Annotated in this window: 21 protein-coding genes; 8 read left to right on the top strand and 13 right to left on the bottom strand. The window is 59.6% G+C overall.

The window, feature by feature from the left end; all coding sequences use genetic code 11:
- The first annotated feature begins 3 nt into the window (after positions 1–3).
- Positions 4–1359 carry an MATE family efflux transporter gene (locus tag WNY61_RS05930; RefSeq protein WP_342850535.1) on the top strand — a complete coding sequence of 452 codons (1356 nt, stop codon included), beginning with the start codon at positions 4–6 and terminating at the stop codon, positions 1357–1359.
- A 35-nt stretch (positions 1360–1394) separates the two neighbouring features.
- Here the strand turns inward: WNY61_RS05930 and WNY61_RS05925 are convergent, their stop codons facing one another.
- Together WNY61_RS05925 and WNY61_RS05920 are read right to left on the bottom strand one after the other, a co-directional pair.
- On the bottom strand, positions 1395–1808 hold the full coding sequence (locus WNY61_RS05925; protein WP_342850534.1) for a hypothetical protein: 414 nt from the start codon (positions 1806–1808) through the stop codon (positions 1395–1397).
- A 9-nt stretch (positions 1809–1817) separates the two neighbouring features.
- Entirely contained in the window at positions 1818–3020 is a 1203-nt protein-coding gene (locus tag WNY61_RS05920) for a pyridoxal phosphate-dependent aminotransferase (protein ID WP_342850533.1), read from the bottom strand.
- Positions 3021–3105: 85 nt separating this feature from the next.
- Here WNY61_RS05920 and WNY61_RS05915 point away from each other — a divergent pair, with 85 nt between their 5' ends.
- The 3 genes from WNY61_RS05915 (at position 3106) to WNY61_RS05905 (ending at position 4351) form a co-directional block, all read left to right on the top strand.
- Complete coding sequence (locus WNY61_RS05915; protein ID WP_007119282.1) at positions 3106–3507, top strand: helix-turn-helix domain-containing protein; 402 nt, start codon at positions 3106–3108, stop codon at positions 3505–3507.
- On the top strand, positions 3500–3766 hold the full coding sequence (locus tag WNY61_RS05910) for a succinate dehydrogenase assembly factor 2 (protein ID WP_342850532.1): 267 nt from the start codon (positions 3500–3502) through the stop codon (positions 3764–3766). The genes WNY61_RS05915 and WNY61_RS05910 overlap by 8 nt, the downstream gene beginning before the upstream one ends.
- Positions 3767–3850: 84 nt before the next feature.
- On the top strand, positions 3851–4351 hold the full coding sequence (locus WNY61_RS05905; protein WP_342850531.1) for a winged helix DNA-binding protein: 501 nt from the start codon (positions 3851–3853) through the stop codon (positions 4349–4351).
- Here the strand turns inward: WNY61_RS05905 and WNY61_RS05900 are convergent.
- From WNY61_RS05900 to WNY61_RS05880, 5 genes are read right to left on the bottom strand one after another with little or no spacing between them, the layout of a single operon-like run.
- Complete coding sequence (locus WNY61_RS05900) at positions 4345–5094, bottom strand: DUF1194 domain-containing protein (RefSeq protein ID WP_342850530.1); 750 nt, start codon at positions 5092–5094, stop codon at positions 4345–4347. The two genes, WNY61_RS05905 and WNY61_RS05900, sit on opposite strands and share 7 nt — an antisense overlap.
- Positions 5091–5807 carry a DUF1194 domain-containing protein gene (locus WNY61_RS05895; RefSeq protein ID WP_342850529.1) on the bottom strand — a complete coding sequence of 239 codons (717 nt, stop codon included), beginning with the start codon at positions 5805–5807 and terminating at the stop codon, positions 5091–5093. The genes WNY61_RS05900 and WNY61_RS05895 overlap by 4 nt, the downstream gene beginning before the upstream one ends.
- Positions 5801–6235 carry a VOC family protein gene (locus tag WNY61_RS05890; protein WP_342850527.1) on the bottom strand — a complete coding sequence of 145 codons (435 nt, stop codon included), beginning with the start codon at positions 6233–6235 and terminating at the stop codon, positions 5801–5803. Before WNY61_RS05890 ends, WNY61_RS05895 begins: the two co-directional genes overlap by 7 nt.
- Positions 6236–6263: 28 nt before the next feature.
- Complete coding sequence (locus WNY61_RS05885) at positions 6264–7607, bottom strand: surface lipoprotein assembly modifier (protein ID WP_342850525.1); 1344 nt, start codon at positions 7605–7607, stop codon at positions 6264–6266.
- On the bottom strand, positions 7604–8458 hold the full coding sequence (locus WNY61_RS05880; RefSeq protein WP_342850523.1) for a hypothetical protein: 855 nt from the start codon (positions 8456–8458) through the stop codon (positions 7604–7606). Before WNY61_RS05880 ends, WNY61_RS05885 begins: the two co-directional genes overlap by 4 nt.
- Before the next feature lie 194 nt (positions 8459–8652).
- On the opposite strand from WNY61_RS05880, the gene WNY61_RS05875 reads away from it, so the two are divergent.
- From WNY61_RS05875 to WNY61_RS05865, 3 genes are read left to right on the top strand one after another with little or no spacing between them, the layout of a single operon-like run.
- The gene (locus WNY61_RS05875) at positions 8653–9486 is read left to right on the top strand and encodes a thymidylate synthase (RefSeq protein WP_342850522.1); all 834 of its coding nucleotides are present in this window, start codon (positions 8653–8655) and stop codon (positions 9484–9486) included.
- A complete protein-coding gene (locus WNY61_RS05870) occupies positions 9486–9965 on the top strand; it encodes a dihydrofolate reductase (RefSeq protein WP_342850521.1) in 480 nt (159 codons plus the stop codon). The genes WNY61_RS05875 and WNY61_RS05870 overlap by 1 nt, the downstream gene beginning before the upstream one ends.
- A 43-nt stretch (positions 9966–10008) precedes the next feature.
- Positions 10009–11193 carry a cytochrome P450 gene (locus WNY61_RS05865; RefSeq protein ID WP_342850520.1) on the top strand — a complete coding sequence of 395 codons (1185 nt, stop codon included), beginning with the start codon at positions 10009–10011 and terminating at the stop codon, positions 11191–11193.
- Positions 11194–11336: 143 nt separating this feature from the next.
- On the opposite strand, the gene WNY61_RS05860 is transcribed toward WNY61_RS05865, so the two are convergent.
- Together WNY61_RS05860 and WNY61_RS05855 are read right to left on the bottom strand one after the other, a co-directional pair.
- A complete protein-coding gene (locus WNY61_RS05860) occupies positions 11337–11546 on the bottom strand; it encodes a hypothetical protein (RefSeq protein WP_342850519.1) in 210 nt (69 codons plus the stop codon).
- A 120-nt stretch (positions 11547–11666) separates the two neighbouring features.
- On the bottom strand, positions 11667–11873 hold the full coding sequence (locus tag WNY61_RS05855) for a cold-shock protein (RefSeq protein WP_342850518.1): 207 nt from the start codon (positions 11871–11873) through the stop codon (positions 11667–11669).
- 169 nt (positions 11874–12042) lie between these two features.
- Here WNY61_RS05855 and WNY61_RS05850 point away from each other — a divergent pair, with 169 nt between their 5' ends.
- Entirely contained in the window at positions 12043–12363 is a 321-nt protein-coding gene (locus tag WNY61_RS05850; protein ID WP_342850581.1) for an ArsC/Spx/MgsR family protein, read from the top strand.
- On the opposite strand, the gene WNY61_RS05845 is transcribed toward WNY61_RS05850, so the two are convergent.
- The 4 genes from WNY61_RS05845 to WNY61_RS05830 all read right to left on the bottom strand — a co-directional run bounded on the left by WNY61_RS05845 (position 12360) and on the right by WNY61_RS05830 (position 14862).
- A complete protein-coding gene (locus tag WNY61_RS05845) occupies positions 12360–12899 on the bottom strand; it encodes a DoxX family protein (RefSeq protein ID WP_342850517.1) in 540 nt (179 codons plus the stop codon). The genes WNY61_RS05850 and WNY61_RS05845 overlap by 4 nt on opposite strands.
- Complete coding sequence (locus WNY61_RS05840) at positions 12896–13654, bottom strand: DNA-binding domain-containing protein (RefSeq protein WP_342850516.1); 759 nt, start codon at positions 13652–13654, stop codon at positions 12896–12898. The genes WNY61_RS05845 and WNY61_RS05840 overlap by 4 nt, the downstream gene beginning before the upstream one ends.
- Positions 13651–14496, bottom strand: a complete 846-nt coding sequence (locus WNY61_RS05835; RefSeq protein WP_342850515.1) for a DUF692 domain-containing protein — start codon at positions 14494–14496, stop codon at positions 13651–13653. The genes WNY61_RS05840 and WNY61_RS05835 overlap by 4 nt, the downstream gene beginning before the upstream one ends.
- 63 nt (positions 14497–14559) lie before the next feature.
- Complete coding sequence (locus WNY61_RS05830) at positions 14560–14862, bottom strand: DUF2282 domain-containing protein (RefSeq protein WP_342850514.1); 303 nt, start codon at positions 14860–14862, stop codon at positions 14560–14562.
- Between the last annotated feature and the right edge of the window lie 3 nt (positions 14863–14865).

Below are 14865 nucleotides of genomic sequence, written 5' to 3'. Positions count from 1 at the left end.
CCCATGACCAAAGTAATGACCAACCGCAATCACGTCCGGGCGATCCTAACGCTTGGCCTGCCGCTGATCGGCGGACATCTGGCACAGATGGCCATCGGGGTGACCGATACGGTCATGCTGGGCTGGTATTCGGTCGAGGCGCTGGCAGCGGTTGTTCTGGGCAGTACCTATTTCTTCGTGCTGTTCATCTTTGGCTCGGGCTTTGCCATGGCGGTGATGCCGCTGGTGGCCGCCTATGACGCTGAGGATGATGAGATTGGCCTGCGCCGCGCCACGCGCATGGGGCTGTGGCTGTCGGTGGGTTTTGCGATGATCGCGCTGCCCGCGATGATCTGGTCGCCTGCGGTGCTGGACCTGCTGGGGCAGGGGCCCAACCTTGCCGATACGGCGGGCGATTACCTCAAAGTCGCAGGCTGGGGCATCGTGCCTGCGCTGCTGGTGATGGTGCTGAAATCCTACCTCGCCGCTTTGGAACGCACGCAGGTGGTGCTGTGGATCACACTCTTGGCTGCCACGATCAACGCGCTGGCGAACTACGCGCTGATCTTTGGCAACTGGGGCGCGCCCGAGCTTGGCGTGATGGGTGCGGCCGTGGCTTCGGTCACGACGCAGTTCGTCTCTCTCATCGGGGTGGTGATCTACGTGCTGATCGCGCTGCCGCAGCACAGCCTATTCGTGCGGCTGTGGCGGGTCGATACGCAGATGCTGGTGCGGGTCTTTACGCTGGGCCTGCCGATTGGTTTGACGACGCTGAGCGAAGTCGGTCTGTTTGCGGCCTCGTCGTTGATGATGGGTTGGCTCGGAACGATCACGCTGGCAGCGCATGGGATTGCGATCCAGCTCGCCTCACTGACCTTCATGGTGCATCTGGGGCTGAGCAATGTCGCTACCATTCGCGCCGGTAACGCCTATGGCCGTCGGGATGTGCAGCATATGGCACGCGGTGCGGTGATCGTAACGGGGCTGTCGCTGGTCTTTGCGCTGGTGACTATGGTCGGCTTTGTTGGTTGGCCAGAGCCGCTAATTTCGGTCTTTATGCAAGAGGATGAGCCCGCCCGGCTGGAGATCCTCGCCATCGGCACCGGGCTTTTGGTGATGGCGGCGTTGTTCCAGTTGGTCGACGGGGCGCAGGTGGTGGCTTTGGGCCTGCTGCGCGGCGTACAGGATACACAAGTGCCGATGATCATGGCCGCGATCAGCTATTGGCTGGTCGGCATGCCTTGTTCCTATCTGCTGGGTTTCACACTGGGGTATGGCGCGATGGGTATTTGGGCCGGTTTGGTGGCAGGGCTCGGTGTCGCGGGCGTACTGCTGAACCTGCGGTTCTGGAAGCATACGATCAAGATACTACCGTTCTGACCCCGCCTAAGTGCGGAGAGACAGACCTGCGCCCTTCAAGCGCTTTCGTCGCTGCGCCCGATACGGTCTGCCTTTTTACGCACAAGCGTGCTGCGCAAATCATGCATCGCCAGCAACAGGTCATCGGTCACGGCGTCGAGCTCTGCGTCGGTGGCGCGCGATTGCACCCATTGGGTGGTGAGGTTCAGGTGATCCACCGCGCGGCGGATGTCGTCAATCTCCCGCGCGGCAAGGGTGTCGCGGCGCGCCTCTGCCCAGCGGGCGATCTCGGCCTCATCAGCTTCGGTCAGACGGTGCAGCCCGTGCGGCTTTACCTCGCCACTGCGCAGGTTGACCACGGCGATCTGCTCCATCTCGATCCGGCGCTGGCGGTTCTCGGTATCGAGCCGAAACACCGCCGCGCCATTCTCGCGGACCCTGAAGTAATAGTCGGGAAGATCGCCTGCCATGGTTCGCCCTTACGTCAGCCCGGCACAGAAGGTTTGGATGCGGGTGCATGCCTCTTTCAACGCCTCGTCAGACGTAGCGTAGCTGACCCGGAAATTCGGCGAAAGACCGAAGGCCGCGCCGAAGACGACCGCAACGCCGGTTTCCTCAAGCAGGGCGGTGGCGAAGGTTTCATCATCTGTGATCTTGGTGCCTGCCGCTGTGGTCTTGCCGATCAGCCCTGAAATGGAGGGATAGACGTAGAAGGCCCCCTCGGGCGTGGGGCAGGTGATGCCGTCGATAGCCGAAAGCATCTCCACCACCAAATTGCGGCGGCGCACGAACATCTCGTTGTTCTCAGCGATGTAATCCTGCGTGCCATTCAGCGCCTCAACCGCGGCCCACTGGCTGACCGAGCAGGGGTTCGACGTGCTTTGCGACTGGATTTTGCGCATCGCCCCGATCAGCTTTTCCGGGCCTGCGGCATAGCCGATGCGCCAGCCGGTCATGGCATAGGCCTTGGACACGCCATTGACCGTCAGTGTGCGGTCGTAAAGCGCGGGTTCCACCTCAGCCGGGGTGCAGAACGCGAAGCCGTCATAGGCGAGGTGCTCATACATATCGTCGGTCATCACCCAGACATGCGGGTGGCGCATCAGCACATCGGTCAGCGCCTTCAACTCGTCACGGCTATAGCCTGCGCCGGTGGGATTCGAGGGCGAGTTGAAGATGAACCATTTGGTTTTCGGCGTGATCGCCTCTTCCAGCGCCTCGGGGGTCAGTTTGAAATTATTCTCAAGCGTGGCGGGGGCAATCACTGGGGTGCCGCCTGCGAGCAGCACCATATCGGGGTAGCTGACCCAATAGGGCGCGGGGATCACGACTTCTTCGCCGGGGTTCATCGTCGCCATCAGCGCGTTGTAGAGGATCTGTTTGCCGCCAGTGCCGACGCTGACCTGCGAAGGCGTATAGTCCAGCCCATTGTCGCGCTTGAACTTGGCGCAGATCGCCTGTTTTAGCTCGGGAATACCGTCGACGGCTGTGTATTTCGTCTTGCCCGCATTGATTGCGGCCACGGCTGCGTCCTTAATATTCTGCGGCGTGTCAAAATCCGGTTCACCTGCGCCGAGAGCGATGATGTCGCGCCCCGCGGCCTTGAGTTCAGCCGCCTGGGTGGTGACGGCGACAGTGGGCGACGGTTTGACCCGATCAAGGGTCGCGGACAGCAGTTCCATTTTTGCCTCGGGTTGCTTATGAATATCCCCACGTTCATAGGGGGCGTCCCCGCACCCGGCAAGGGTATCTGGCAGGAGATGTAGCATGACCGACGAGATTGACTGGTACGGCCCTGAGGCCGCCACCTTTGGCGACAGGGTCGCGGCGGCCCGCGAACAGACTGGCATGACGCAGGCGATGCTGGCCAAACGGCTGGGCGTGCGTCTGGCCACTTTGCGGGGCTGGGAAGAAGACCTGTCTGAGCCACGCGCGAACCGGCTTTCGATGCTGGCGGGGCTTTTGAATGTCTCAATGATGTGGTTGATCAACGGCGAAGGCGAGGGCGTCGATGCCCCCGACGCAGGTGAAACCGCGCGCCGCGTTGATCTCGAAGAGGTGCTGGCCGATATGCGTGCCCTGCGCACCGACCTGCTGAAAAAAGCCGAGACTGTCGGCAAATTGGAAAAGCGCATTCGGCGCCTTATGACGGAGCCCGCAGATGCCTGAAGTTCATGAACACCGGTTGAAACGCCTGCAAATGCGCTCCATGCGCCGGGGCATCAAGGAAATGGATCTGATCCTATCAGCCTATGCCGAAGCGCGGCTGCCGCAGATGGATGACGCGGGTCTTACGCTTTATGATCAGATGCTGAATGAGAATGACCACGATCTATATCTTTGGGTCAGCGGTCAGACCGAAGCGCCAGAAAAATACAGCGGAATGGTCACAGATATTCGCGGGCAATTGGCCGAGGCGCGCGGATAGCCCAAGGAATTGCTTCGGGTTTAACGAAATATTCCGATTTTTCAGCGAGTTTCCGGTTTAAACAGCTTGAACCGGAGATTTCGCATGAGCATTCAAGACCCCGCCACGCAGCCGATGGCTTTAAAAGGTTTCATGGTCAGCTACCTTGAATCCCTGTCTTTGGTAGAGCGGTTGCACCGCTTGCTGCTGGACGTGATCAAAGACGAGTTTGAGCGCGTCGGCGTGTTGGAGATCAACGCCGTACAGGCGCTTTTGCTGTTCAACATCGGTGATAATGAGGTCACGGCGGGCGAATTGAAAAGCCGTGGCTACTATCAAGGCAGCAACGTCAGCTACAATCTCAAGAAACTGGTCGAGATGGGGTATATGCACCACCAACGCTGCGAGATTGACCGCCGTTCGGTCCGCGTGCGGCTTACCGAACGGGGGCGCTATATCCGTGATGTGGTGGCTGAGCTTTTCTCCCGCCATGCCGATGGGATGGAAAGCAAAGGTGTGCTGGGGGACGCGGGGATTGAGGATATTACCCGCTCTCTCAAAAGGATGGAGCGTTATTGGACCGACCAGATCCGCTATATCTACTGATCCACACGGGCAGGGGGCGTGAGTTGGGAAAATACCATCCCGTCCAGCTCACGCAGTAGTTTCTCAGCCATGGCGCGGGCGTAGTCCTCAAACCCTAGCGAAGTTTGAACAAATGCCTCGGGGCCAAGCATCACTTCGGCCCGGTAGTAAGACGCAAGCGCGCCGATCTCGGCCTGTCGGCTATCGCCAGAGGCGGGATCATCCGCGCCGATCACCAGACCGTTGATGGTCAGCCCGAGTGGGCCAATGGAGAGCGCTGCTAAACCGTCACGCACATCCCGGGGGCGGGGGCCGAAGTTCGAGATGCCGTCGCCAGAGATGTCGAGTGTGTGTTTCTGGCACCCGGGCCGCTCTGCAAGCAGTCGCGCGCCAAGTTCCATCGCCGCGCCAAGGGCCGTACCGGGCGATGCGTCTCGCCGCTGAGTGGCGCGCAGGCGGGCGATGGCCGCGTCGAGCGCTGCGGTGTCGCTCAGCGGCGTCCAAGGCAGGATCACAGACTGATCGCCAGACCCGCTCCATTCGAAAACCAGCAGATCGACGTGATGCCCCGGCAGCATGAGCAGTGCCTGCCGCACCCGGGGATCGTTCAGCGCATCGGCCAAGCCGCCGATTTGTAACCGATACTCCCGCGCATCGACAGAGCCGGACACATCCAGCCCCAAGGCGAGCGCCTGCCGACAGGCGGCTTCGGCCCATTGGGTGGTACTGAGGGTCAGAACGAAGGCAAGGGCCGTGCGGATCATCCCTTCGGTCTTTCAGGCTGTGTTATAGCGCCGAGCGCAGGCGGCGAGACTTCCCGGATCAGCTTGACGCGCATGGCGCGCTCAAAATCGGCAAAGCCAGAGGCGATGACCATAAAAGCGCCCGGTCCGTGCAGCACCTGAGATTTATAGAAGGCGATGAGGCCCAGTTCGCCTTCGAAATCGGCGGCGTTCACGACCAAACCATTGACGGTGATTTGCGAAAAAGCTGTAGCGCGATACGCGGTCTGTGGACCGATTCCTTCGTTGTTTTGCCCATCGCCGGCCATGTCGATCACCCGGGCATCACAGGACGGCGCGCCGTCAAAAAACGTCGCCCCAAAGCGCAGGGCGTGGCCCATCGCTGTGGGTTGGCTGCTTTCGCTGCGTTGGCTCGACCCAATAACGTCAGCGGCGCGGGCGAGGGCGCCGGGGTGGTCGATCACCGTCCAATCCAGCACGATCTGCTGATGCGCCTCGCCCGACCATTCAAAGGCGGCAATCGTCACCGGCGCGTCACTGGCAAAAAAAGCCCGCGCGACCGACGGCGCCCGTAGCGCAGCGGCCAGTCCACCACGTTGCAAACGGTCCTCCTCGGGGTCAACCGATGAGGACACATCCAGCGCCAGCAGTAGCGCAAGACGGCAGGGCGCCGCCCGCGCAGCCATGGGCGCAAGCATCAGCGCCAGCGCGGCACTGATGCAAATCCTTACCAATGGCCGATGTTCTCCATGCTGGCCCAAGGCTCCTGTGCGGGAAGGGCGTCGCCCTCTTGCAGCAACTCGACCGAGATATTGTCGGGCGAGCGGACAAAGGCCATACGCCCGTCACGCGGCGGCCGGTTGATGGTCACCCCATTATCCTGCAACATTTGGCAGGTCTCATAGATATTCTCGACCGTATAGGCGAGATGGCCGAAGTGGCGGCTGTCGCTTGGCAACGCATCGTCGCCGTCCCAGTTGTAGGTCAGCTCCACATCCGCATGGCCATCGTCCATGCCCGGTGGGCAGAGAAAGACCAGCGTGAAGCGGCCACCCTCATTGTCGATGCGCCGCCGCTCAACAAGGCCCAGAAGTTTGTAAAATGCGATAGAGGCGTCGAGGTCTTTCACGCGCACCATTGTGTGCAGGTATTTGATGGGCATCGGTTTTCCTTTGGTCTGTAGCGGTCCGTCAGAACAGGGATTGAAACCCCATATTCAGACCGAAATTCTCTGTCTTAAAGCGGGTAATGTTGGAATTTGTCTTCCGCGCTTCAAAGGTAAGTTTAGGGGCGAAACCGTAGGTGTCAAAGTCGGTAAATACCAGCGAGGTCGAAACCACCGCCCCAAGATCGGCGCGCGGGTCTGGGCCGTAAAGCGGATCGTCATACTGTTTGGCCTGCGCGTTCAGCGCGATCTGCGCCGTGGCCCCTAGCACCGGTTCGGCGAAAGTGTACTGCACCCCCGCCGAGAGGGTCGTGTGCGTCAACGCGCGGCTGTCGGTATCGGTTCGCCCGACCTCGGCGTTCCATGATAACCGGCCGCCGCTGGCCGTCGGACGCGCCCAATAGCTGCCCAGCGTCGCCGTCACACCCGAGCGTAGGTCGCTGTCTTTGCGCTGCGAATAGCCAAGCCCGGCGTTCCACGAAAATAGGCGTTGCTCGGGCCGGGCGTATGTCTGCCGCCAATCGACCTTAACCTCATCCGCGAGGGGAGCATTTGCAGACCACAGGCGGCCAATGCTCAGCGACAGGGTCTGGCGCGGGGCCTCTGGCCCTGTCGTAAAGTCGCGGCCAAACTGCGCCTGTACCCGACGAAAGGCAAAATCCGAGGCGCTAACACCTAAGGGCACATCGTTGTCGGTGAAAACGGTGTGGCTTTCGGTCCAATTTAGCGCCACGAAATTACGCTCGGTTGAGCTGATGCCAAAATTGTAGCGCAGCGCGGTATTTTGGCGCAATACAACGCCCGAGATCGGCACCGCGGTGGGGTTGGTAAAGATCAGCCCACCCAAGACAAAAGTGTTGTCGCTGGGCGCACCATTGACGTTGTCGCTGGGATCAAAGCTGAAGGACAGGTTCACCGACCATGGGTTTGTCGTGCTGACATAGCGATAGTCGCGGATGGCGCGGGCGCGGGTACGCGCGTCAGGGGCCACATGCGCCGCGCGGCGTAGCCAGAATTGCGCCCGTGTTTTCGCACCATCTGACGACAGTGCCTGCGCCATGGCCATCGCCGCGCCATAACGCTCAACCGGTCGGTCGGCGGTCTGCCAGCCCTGACGTGCGGCTTGGCGGGCACGGGTGTTGTCGCCCATCGTGCGCAGGGCGTGGGCATTTAGGATTAGGCTGGTGCTGTCTTTGGGGTCGCGCAGCACCAGCACATCGGTGATCTGTGCTGCAGCCTGCGCATGACCACGCGACAGCAGCTGCGCGGCAGTCAGCCGCGCGGCCTCTGGTTCAAGCGTGGATTGCGCTGCGCCATGGTCCCCGACTGTCAGGCTCATCGCAGCGGCGAGGGCCAGCTTTTGCATCATTGTGTGGCGATGAAACCGCCAACTTCTCGTGTTTCCGACCCTTCGACAAAGACGATACCTGCGATCTCGCTCCCGTTCGGTCCGGCGAAGACGCCCTGCCAATTGCCGCTTGCGCCTGTCGCGGTTCCGGTGCCGTCAATCTCGGTAGCGGTTGCCGATCCGATGTTGCTGTTGTCAAAATCAATGGTCGTATCGGTCAGCGAAATGAACCCGTCCAGCGCCCCGATGCGTTGACCGTTAACGTTATAGACCTCACGGTTGCCGATCGAGCCACCCGCTGCGCCGACGACATCGAAATCATCAAAATCGACCCGCAGGTTCGCATCTCCCGTAACGAAGGTCACGCCATCGTTCGTCCCATCGCGTGTCGTGCGGACGGCGGCATATTCACCATTGTAGGAATAGATGCCCGACGAAGGCAGGTTTGGCCGATTGCCAAGGCGTTGTGCACCCGCACCGCCGTAGCCAAAGTCGATATAGCCATTGGTCCCGGCAGCAGCGACCTGCGATGCACCAGTGTCAGAACGGCGAAAGACCGCAAAATACTGGATTTCATTGGTGCCCGCTTTTGGAGCGCTCTCGTAGGCGTCAAAGTTATTCGAAAAATTTTCCTGAGTAATCCGCTCATAAGCGTTATCGGGGTCATCAAAGGGGATGTTGTTGAGTGTTAATGTATCCGTCGTGGGATCGTAGGTGATGTTGTTCAGCGTCATGGTGTCGCTGCTCTCAGCAAAGTAAACACTGTCACTGCCCGCTTCGGTGTCGCCATCGCCTTCGCCGCCGAAAGGGGGCGTTCCACCACAAGCCGAAAGCCCAAAGCCGAGCGCAAGGCCCATCCAAATCCGTGTCATATTGCGCTGCCTCAATTTCTGCGTCTGCTTGTTTTGCCAAACTGTCACAAAGCCGCGCCTATTCTGTCAACGTGCTTGCGCCGTGTCGGGCAACTTGGGGCCGGAGTGAAGCTGAAAAGCAATAGCGCGCCGCTTGAGGAAAACGCCACGTGCGGCTATGCAGAAGAAAATGCCACAATGACGAGGGTTGCCGCGTGAAACAGTACCATGATGCGCTGCGCGAAGTGCTGGACCAGGGGGTGACCTCGACCGACCGTACCGGGACGGGCACGATCTCTCATTTCGGGATGCAGCAGCGCTACCGTATGGCTGATGGCTTCCCATTGGTTACGACCAAAAAGCTGCATCTGAAATCCATCGTGCATGAGCTTTTGTGGTTCCTCGCAGGTGATACCAATATCGCCTATCTCAAAGAAAACGGTGTCTCCATCTGGAACGAATGGGCGGATGAGGATGGTGATCTTGGCCCGGTCTATGGTCACCAATGGCGGCGCTTCCCCATGGTGGGCGAACCCATGCCCCAGCCTGACGGCACGGTGCTGCACCGCTCGGGCCAAGTTGATCAAATCGCCAAATTGGTAGACGCGATCCGTGCCACCCCCGACAGCCGCCGCCTGATCGTTTCAGCTTGGAACCCCGGGGAGGTTGATCAGATGGCGTTGCCGCCTTGCCACACCCTGTGGCAAGTACGCATCGCAGGCGGCAAGCTGCATCTGCAGCTTTACCAACGCTCGGCTGATATGTTTCTGGGTGTGCCGTTCAACATCGCCTCTTACGCGCTGTTGTTGGAAATGCTGGCCCACGTTACTGGCTACGCGCCCGGTGATTTCGTGCATTCCATGGGCGACGCGCATATCTATTCAAACCACGTAGAGCAGGTGCAGACCCAGCTTGCGCGAACACCCAAAGCGCTGCCGAAACTGCGGATCAACCGCAAGGTCAGCTCAATCTTTGAATTCCGCTATGAGGATTTCACTTTCGAAGGCTATGATCCCGATCCCGCGATCAAAGCGCCGGTGGCTGTCTGATGCTCAGCCTGGTTGTCGCCCGCGCCCGCAACGGCGCCATTGGTAAGGATGGCGATATCCCTTGGTCCTTGCCCGAAGACCTAAAGTTTTTTCAGCGTGAAACCACCGGCGGGGCGATAATCATGGGCCGCCGCACATGGGAAAGCCTGCCGTTCAAGCCACTGAAAAATAGGCTGAATTGCGTGGTTTCTAGCGCTGATATTGACGGGGTCCATGTAGCGCGCGATCCGAAAGCGGCCTTGGGTTATTGCGCGGCAGAGGGGTATCGTCGCGTCTATGGCATCGGGGGGGAGGGGGTCTATCGCGCGCTTTTGCCTTTGGCAGATCGGCTTTTGGTCACTGAAGTTGATGTGGAGATCGACGGCGCTGATGCGTTCTTTCCGGATTTCGATCCCAATGAATGGATTGAACTGGGGAACCTATGCCTACGCCCTGAAGGCCCACGCGCCGTCGCGCGCGAATGGCTGCGCCGCAGCTGACACACCATTGACATAAGCCCTGCGGCGGGCATGACTGCGGATCATGTTTGATCTCTCTGCGCCCCCCGAGGGTTTTGTCGAAAACCCCTTTCCGCACTATGACCGTCTGCTGCGTGAGGCCCCAGTGCTGCCGCAGCCCGATGGGTCTGTGCTGATCTGCCGCCATGCGGATCTGAATGCGATCTACCGCGACACAGCGCTCTATATCTCCGACAAGAAGCTGGCCTTCGCCCCCAAGTTTGGCCCCGGCAGCCCCCTGTTTGAGCATCACACCACCAGCCTTGTCTTTAACGACCCGCCACTGCACACCCGCGTGCGGCGGATCATGACCTCGGCCCTGACGCCCAAAGCATTGGCGCGGATGGAGCCGGGACTGATCGCTACCGTGGATCACCTGCTGGAAGAGCTTGGCCCCACGCCGGACCTGATCGACGACTATGCCAGCTGCATCCCAGTGCAGATCATCGGCAATCTGCTCGACGTGCCGATGGAGGAACGCGGCCCCCTGCGCGACTGGTCGCTTGCAATCCTCGGTGCGTTAGAACCAACGCTAAGTTCTGCGGAACTCGATGCTGGTCACACAGCGGTCGGCGAGTTCAAAGCCTACCTTCAAGACCTCGTGGCGCGACGCCGGGCCACACCGGGGGACCCCGAGACCGATGTGTTGACCCGGCTGATTGCTGGCGATGACGGTGGCCAGCTGACTGAGATCGAGTTAATCCAAAACTGCATATTTATCCTCAACGCAGGCCACGAGACGACGACTAACCTTATCGGCAGCGCGTTGGCGCTGCTTCATGACCACCCGGACCAAAAGGCACGGCTGCTGGCTGAACCTGCGCTGATCGGTCCCTGCATCGAAGAAGTGCTACGCTTTCGTTCACCGAACCAGTTTGGCAACCGTGAAACCACGGCCCCGGTAACCTTGGGTGGCGTGGAGATAGCCGCAGGCAGCAACCTGCATCTTTGCATCGGTGCCGCGAACCGTGATCCGGAAGTCTTTGATCATCCGACTGAATTTGACATCGCGCGCAAACCCAACAGGCATCTTGCTTTTGCCGGTGGTCCACATGTTTGCGTGGGTCTTACCTTGGCGCGGATGGAAGGCAAGATTGCCTTAGAACGCTTCCTGAACCGATACCCGTCCTATGAAATCAGGGACGCGCGCAAGGGCGGGGGGCGAATACGTTTCCATGGGTATGCCGCACTTCCCGCACGTTTGGGCTGAGCGAAGTACCCGATAAAAGACTGGACTTGATGAAACTGCCTCGGCAATCATTGCTGTATTGAACATAAGTACAGTAATTTGCGAGGATTATCATGCGTCTAACTACAGCACTTGCAGCAGCCGTAGGGCTCTTTTCCGCGACCTTAGCCGGTGAGGTTTCTGCCGAACCCAAGATTTACGCCTATCCCAGCAGCGCCAATTTCTGCCCCGCCGGGTTGCAGCCCATTACCATATCTGGCGTCATCTGCTGCGGCACCCCAAACCAAACCATGACCTACGCCGAGGTCCAAGCCCACCCCGTCGTCCGCCGACAGCACGCCGTCCGCACACAGCACGTCGTTAAGGCGCGTCATTCGACACCGCGCCGCTCGGCTCGGGTGCCATGCCCAGTCGGGGTGAAGGGGTGTTCGTACGACTGACTTGGCAAGCAACGCCCGGCGTGGGACGCCGGGTGTTATTTTTCAGTGTCTTGGCTAGAGCAGGGCGAGCTCGGTGGCCATTTGTCGACCGTCGCGCCCTTCGGTCAGCTCATAACTGACTTTTTGGTCGTCCGCCAAGCCGGTCAAGCCTGAGCGTTCGACCGCTGAGATGTGAACGAATACATCGTTACCGCCGCTTTCGGGGGCGATGAACCCGTAACCTTTGGTCGTGTTAAACCATTTCACGGTGCCAGTTGGCATAATCTCCGCGCCTCCTTTGTCTTTGACGTATCTGCGCAAGGCAGAATGGCGAAAGCGATTGAATTGCGACCCGCCATAAGAGAAAGATCGCGCAGCCTTGGGGAAAATCAAGAAATTCGGGGCGAAACCTGTGAATGGATCCGAAATTGTGGTGCTGAAGGAGTTGGATGTGTTAATTTATGGGCTGAAAACCTGTGACACCTGTCGCAAAGCCAAGAAAGCGCTGCCACAAGCGCAGCTGATTGACGTGCGCGAAGAGGGTTTACCGGAGGCAGTCTTGACGCAGGCCTACGAGCGCTTCGGTGCGGCCCTGCTGAATACGCGCTCGACAACTTGGCGCGGTCTGGATGATGATGCCCGTGAAGAGGAACCCCTCACATTGATCAAAGCCCATCCCGCGCTGATGAAGCGACCCTTGATCGCAAAGGGCGACGCGCTTTTTCTAGGTTGGAACAATGATATAGAGGATGAAGTTAAAGCAATGCTTTAACTGCGTGGCGTTGAAAGCCGATCCAGAGAAAGCGGGCCCGCGCCTTTTAGAATAAGAACCGCGAACAAGAATACCCAAAGCGCCCGTTGATCTAGAATTTGGGCGTCGGGAAACCTGTCGAACCAAGCGCCAAGCGCGTCCCATTGGCCATGGCCGTAGAGGTCGGTCAATGATTGAACGGCGATAAAACCAATCATCCCAAACGCGGCCAACCGGGTGAGCAGACCAAAAACAATTAACAGAGGTAGGATGAACTCCGCCAACGTGCCTGCCACCACGACAACCCAGTGAAACAGCCCAAACGCATCGCTGTTATAGCCTACTGCCTCAAAAGCGCGCGGGAAAATCTGCGCATAGGCGCCGGTGGAAGGGCTGAAAATGCCCAATGGGCCATCCCCAAGTTTGGTCAAACCAGCATTCAGGAAATAGACCAACAGCACCGCGGCAAATAAAAAGCGGGCAAGGGTGGGGAGCAGCCAATCAGCAGCTTCCAGACGGGCGGTGGCAGTGCGGTAAAGGCCTAAGTGCGGGGTCATTTGCGGCCCTCCGGCGAGATTGCAGAGAATATGCCGTGGCTCAGAGCGAGGGCCAGAGCGGCGCCCAAGTCAAAATCAGGATGTGCGCTAAGCGCGGCATCATGTGCGGGGCCAAACGACATACCTTCGGCGAGATGAGACAGCCATATGGCCCCTCCAGGCGGGAGCAGATGGGGCGCGGGGTCATACGCGGGGCGGGTGATGACCACGTCCTGCGCAGCGCTACGCGGCTTTGGTGCGCCATCGGTGAAATTATAACGCCAAATGTCGAAAAGGGGCCAGTCCGAGCGCAGAATGCGGGTCGCGGGCGCGATGGTGAACTGGGCTGCCATAAGCGCTTCTGGGGCGAGTTGCTGCAGGTCCTGCGGATCAAGCGGGGGCGCGTCGGCAGCGTGGTAGCTAGACCGCAGTGAAAGATCGAGCCTTGCGGCATCGGCGAGGTAGCCGATTTTAGCCAAGGGCGCGAAACCTGCCAGAAATGCAGGAAATTCAGCACCGTAGTGCATCATCATCGGTGATTTGGGCGGGTGGGCCCGAACGTAAAGTGGGGCCAGTTCGGCAAAGTTGCGGGCGCCGATCAACTTGCGGACGAGTGGAAAGGCCACCTCCAGCGCTGCGATCAGGGAATGGGTGACGTTGTTGCGATAGACGCCATAACGCGCGCCTGCGGGCCGCCCTTCGCCATCGCTTAGATCTCGGGGCACAGGGCGTGAGGGATCAAGCAGTGCCGCGCGAAAGCTTGATTGATCGGTCACGCCAATACCTGAGCGGCATGCTCAGCCTCGGCCCGCAGAACGGGCCATTGGGGCACATCATTGTCCCACTCGACCAGTACCGGCTTTGGTCCGGTCTGGGCCAGTGTGTAAGCAAGCAATTCCCAGACTGGACCAACAACCGCTTTGCCGTGGCTGTCGATCAGCAGGGGTGCGCCGTGATCGTCGGTATCCTTGTCGTGCCCGCCGACATGGATCTCACCAATATGGTCGGTAGGGAAAGCATCTATATAGTCCTGCGGTGATAGGCCAAGATTGGTCGCTGAAATGAAGACATTGTTGACATCCAACAAGAGTCCACAGGAGGTTCGCCGGGTAAGCTCCGTCAAAAAGTCAGTTTCAGACAAGTCAGATTCCGCAAAGGCGAGATAGCTGGAGGGGTTTTCCAGCAGCATTTGCCGCCCAAGAACATCTTGGACTTGGTTAATGTGGGCCGTGACGCGCGCAAGCGTACCCTCAGTATAGGGCAGTGGCAGGAGATCGTTTAAATACTCCATCCCGTGCGTCGACCAAGCCAGATGTTCGGAGAATGAGGCCGGTTGCGTACGATCGCAGAGGGTTTTGACACGCGCGAGATGATCCGCATCTAAGGGGCCCTCACCGCCGATCGATAACCCGACACCATGAACCGACAGCGCGAATTTCTCTTGCAACGCGCGGAGCTGCGCGTGAGGGCGGCCGCCGTCACCCATGTAATTCTCGGCATGGACTTCGATCCAGCGGACAGGGCCGGGATCGGTCATTAAGCCATCAAAATGACTGGATTTAAATCCAACGCCGGGGGCATCGGGCAGTGTTGTGAGTGGGGGGGTATCATCACGCATATCGGCCTCCGACGTGTTGCGGGGCGGGGTTCCGGGCAGGGGTGCCGCCCGGAACGCTTTAGATTAAGCGGGCAGGTCGCGTTCAAGCGCTTCCAGCGAGCCGTTACGCTCTGTCCCGTCTGCCATGGCGGGCAGCTCCATTTCAGCGCAGGTGCCTTCGTCAACGAGGGACCAGGCGTTGCCCTGATAATCTGTCACAGAGGTGCCAGCGCAGGTTGTACCAGGGCCAGCGGCGCAATCGTTCTCACCGGCCAGCGAAACGCCAAAGCATTTCTCTTGCGAAGCAGCTTGAACGGTGGTGGCGTGGCTGCTGAGTGCGGCGGCGACGGCCCCTGCGATGGCTGCGGTTTTAAGTGTGTTGGACATTAT

The sequence above is a fragment of the Sulfitobacter sp. AS92 genome (assembly GCF_038900015.1).
Taxonomy (GTDB): Bacteria; Pseudomonadota; Alphaproteobacteria; order Rhodobacterales; family Rhodobacteraceae; genus Sulfitobacter.
Note: the sequence above shows the minus strand (reverse complement) of the source record. Positions and strands in the feature narration are given on the sequence as shown.

Bases quoted from the DNA above. Each gene is read 5' to 3' on its own strand.
- WNY61_RS05930 (WP_342850535.1), top strand. From the start codon at position 4: ATGACCAAAGTAATGACCAACCGCAATCACGTCCGGGCGATCCTAACG.
- WNY61_RS05925 (WP_342850534.1), bottom strand. From the start codon at position 1,808: ATGGCAGGCGATCTTCCCGACTATTACTTCAGGGTCCGCGAGAATGGC.
- WNY61_RS05920 (WP_342850533.1), bottom strand. From the start codon at position 3,020: ATGGAACTGCTGTCCGCGACCCTTGATCGGGTCAAACCGTCGCCCACT.
- WNY61_RS05915 (WP_007119282.1), top strand. From the start codon at position 3,106: ATGACCGACGAGATTGACTGGTACGGCCCTGAGGCCGCCACCTTTGGC.
- WNY61_RS05910 (WP_342850532.1), top strand. From the start codon at position 3,500: ATGCCTGAAGTTCATGAACACCGGTTGAAACGCCTGCAAATGCGCTCC.
- WNY61_RS05905 (WP_342850531.1), top strand. From the start codon at position 3,851: ATGAGCATTCAAGACCCCGCCACGCAGCCGATGGCTTTAAAAGGTTTC.
- WNY61_RS05900 (WP_342850530.1), bottom strand. From the start codon at position 5,094: ATGATCCGCACGGCCCTTGCCTTCGTTCTGACCCTCAGTACCACCCAA.
- WNY61_RS05890 (WP_342850527.1), bottom strand. From the start codon at position 6,235: ATGCCCATCAAATACCTGCACACAATGGTGCGCGTGAAAGACCTCGAC.
- WNY61_RS05885 (WP_342850525.1), bottom strand. From the start codon at position 7,607: ATGATGCAAAAGCTGGCCCTCGCCGCTGCGATGAGCCTGACAGTCGGG.
- WNY61_RS05880 (WP_342850523.1), bottom strand. From the start codon at position 8,458: ATGACACGGATTTGGATGGGCCTTGCGCTCGGCTTTGGGCTTTCGGCT.
- WNY61_RS05870 (WP_342850521.1), top strand. From the start codon at position 9,486: ATGCTCAGCCTGGTTGTCGCCCGCGCCCGCAACGGCGCCATTGGTAAG.
- WNY61_RS05865 (WP_342850520.1), top strand. From the start codon at position 10,009: ATGTTTGATCTCTCTGCGCCCCCCGAGGGTTTTGTCGAAAACCCCTTT.
- WNY61_RS05860 (WP_342850519.1), bottom strand. From the start codon at position 11,546: ATGACGCGCCTTAACGACGTGCTGTGTGCGGACGGCGTGCTGTCGGCG.
- WNY61_RS05855 (WP_342850518.1), bottom strand. From the start codon at position 11,873: ATGCCAACTGGCACCGTGAAATGGTTTAACACGACCAAAGGTTACGGG.
- WNY61_RS05845 (WP_342850517.1), bottom strand. From the start codon at position 12,899: ATGACCCCGCACTTAGGCCTTTACCGCACTGCCACCGCCCGTCTGGAA.
- WNY61_RS05835 (WP_342850515.1), bottom strand. From the start codon at position 14,496: ATGCGTGATGATACCCCCCCACTCACAACACTGCCCGATGCCCCCGGC.
- WNY61_RS05830 (WP_342850514.1), bottom strand. From the start codon at position 14,862: ATGTCCAACACACTTAAAACCGCAGCCATCGCAGGGGCCGTCGCCGCC.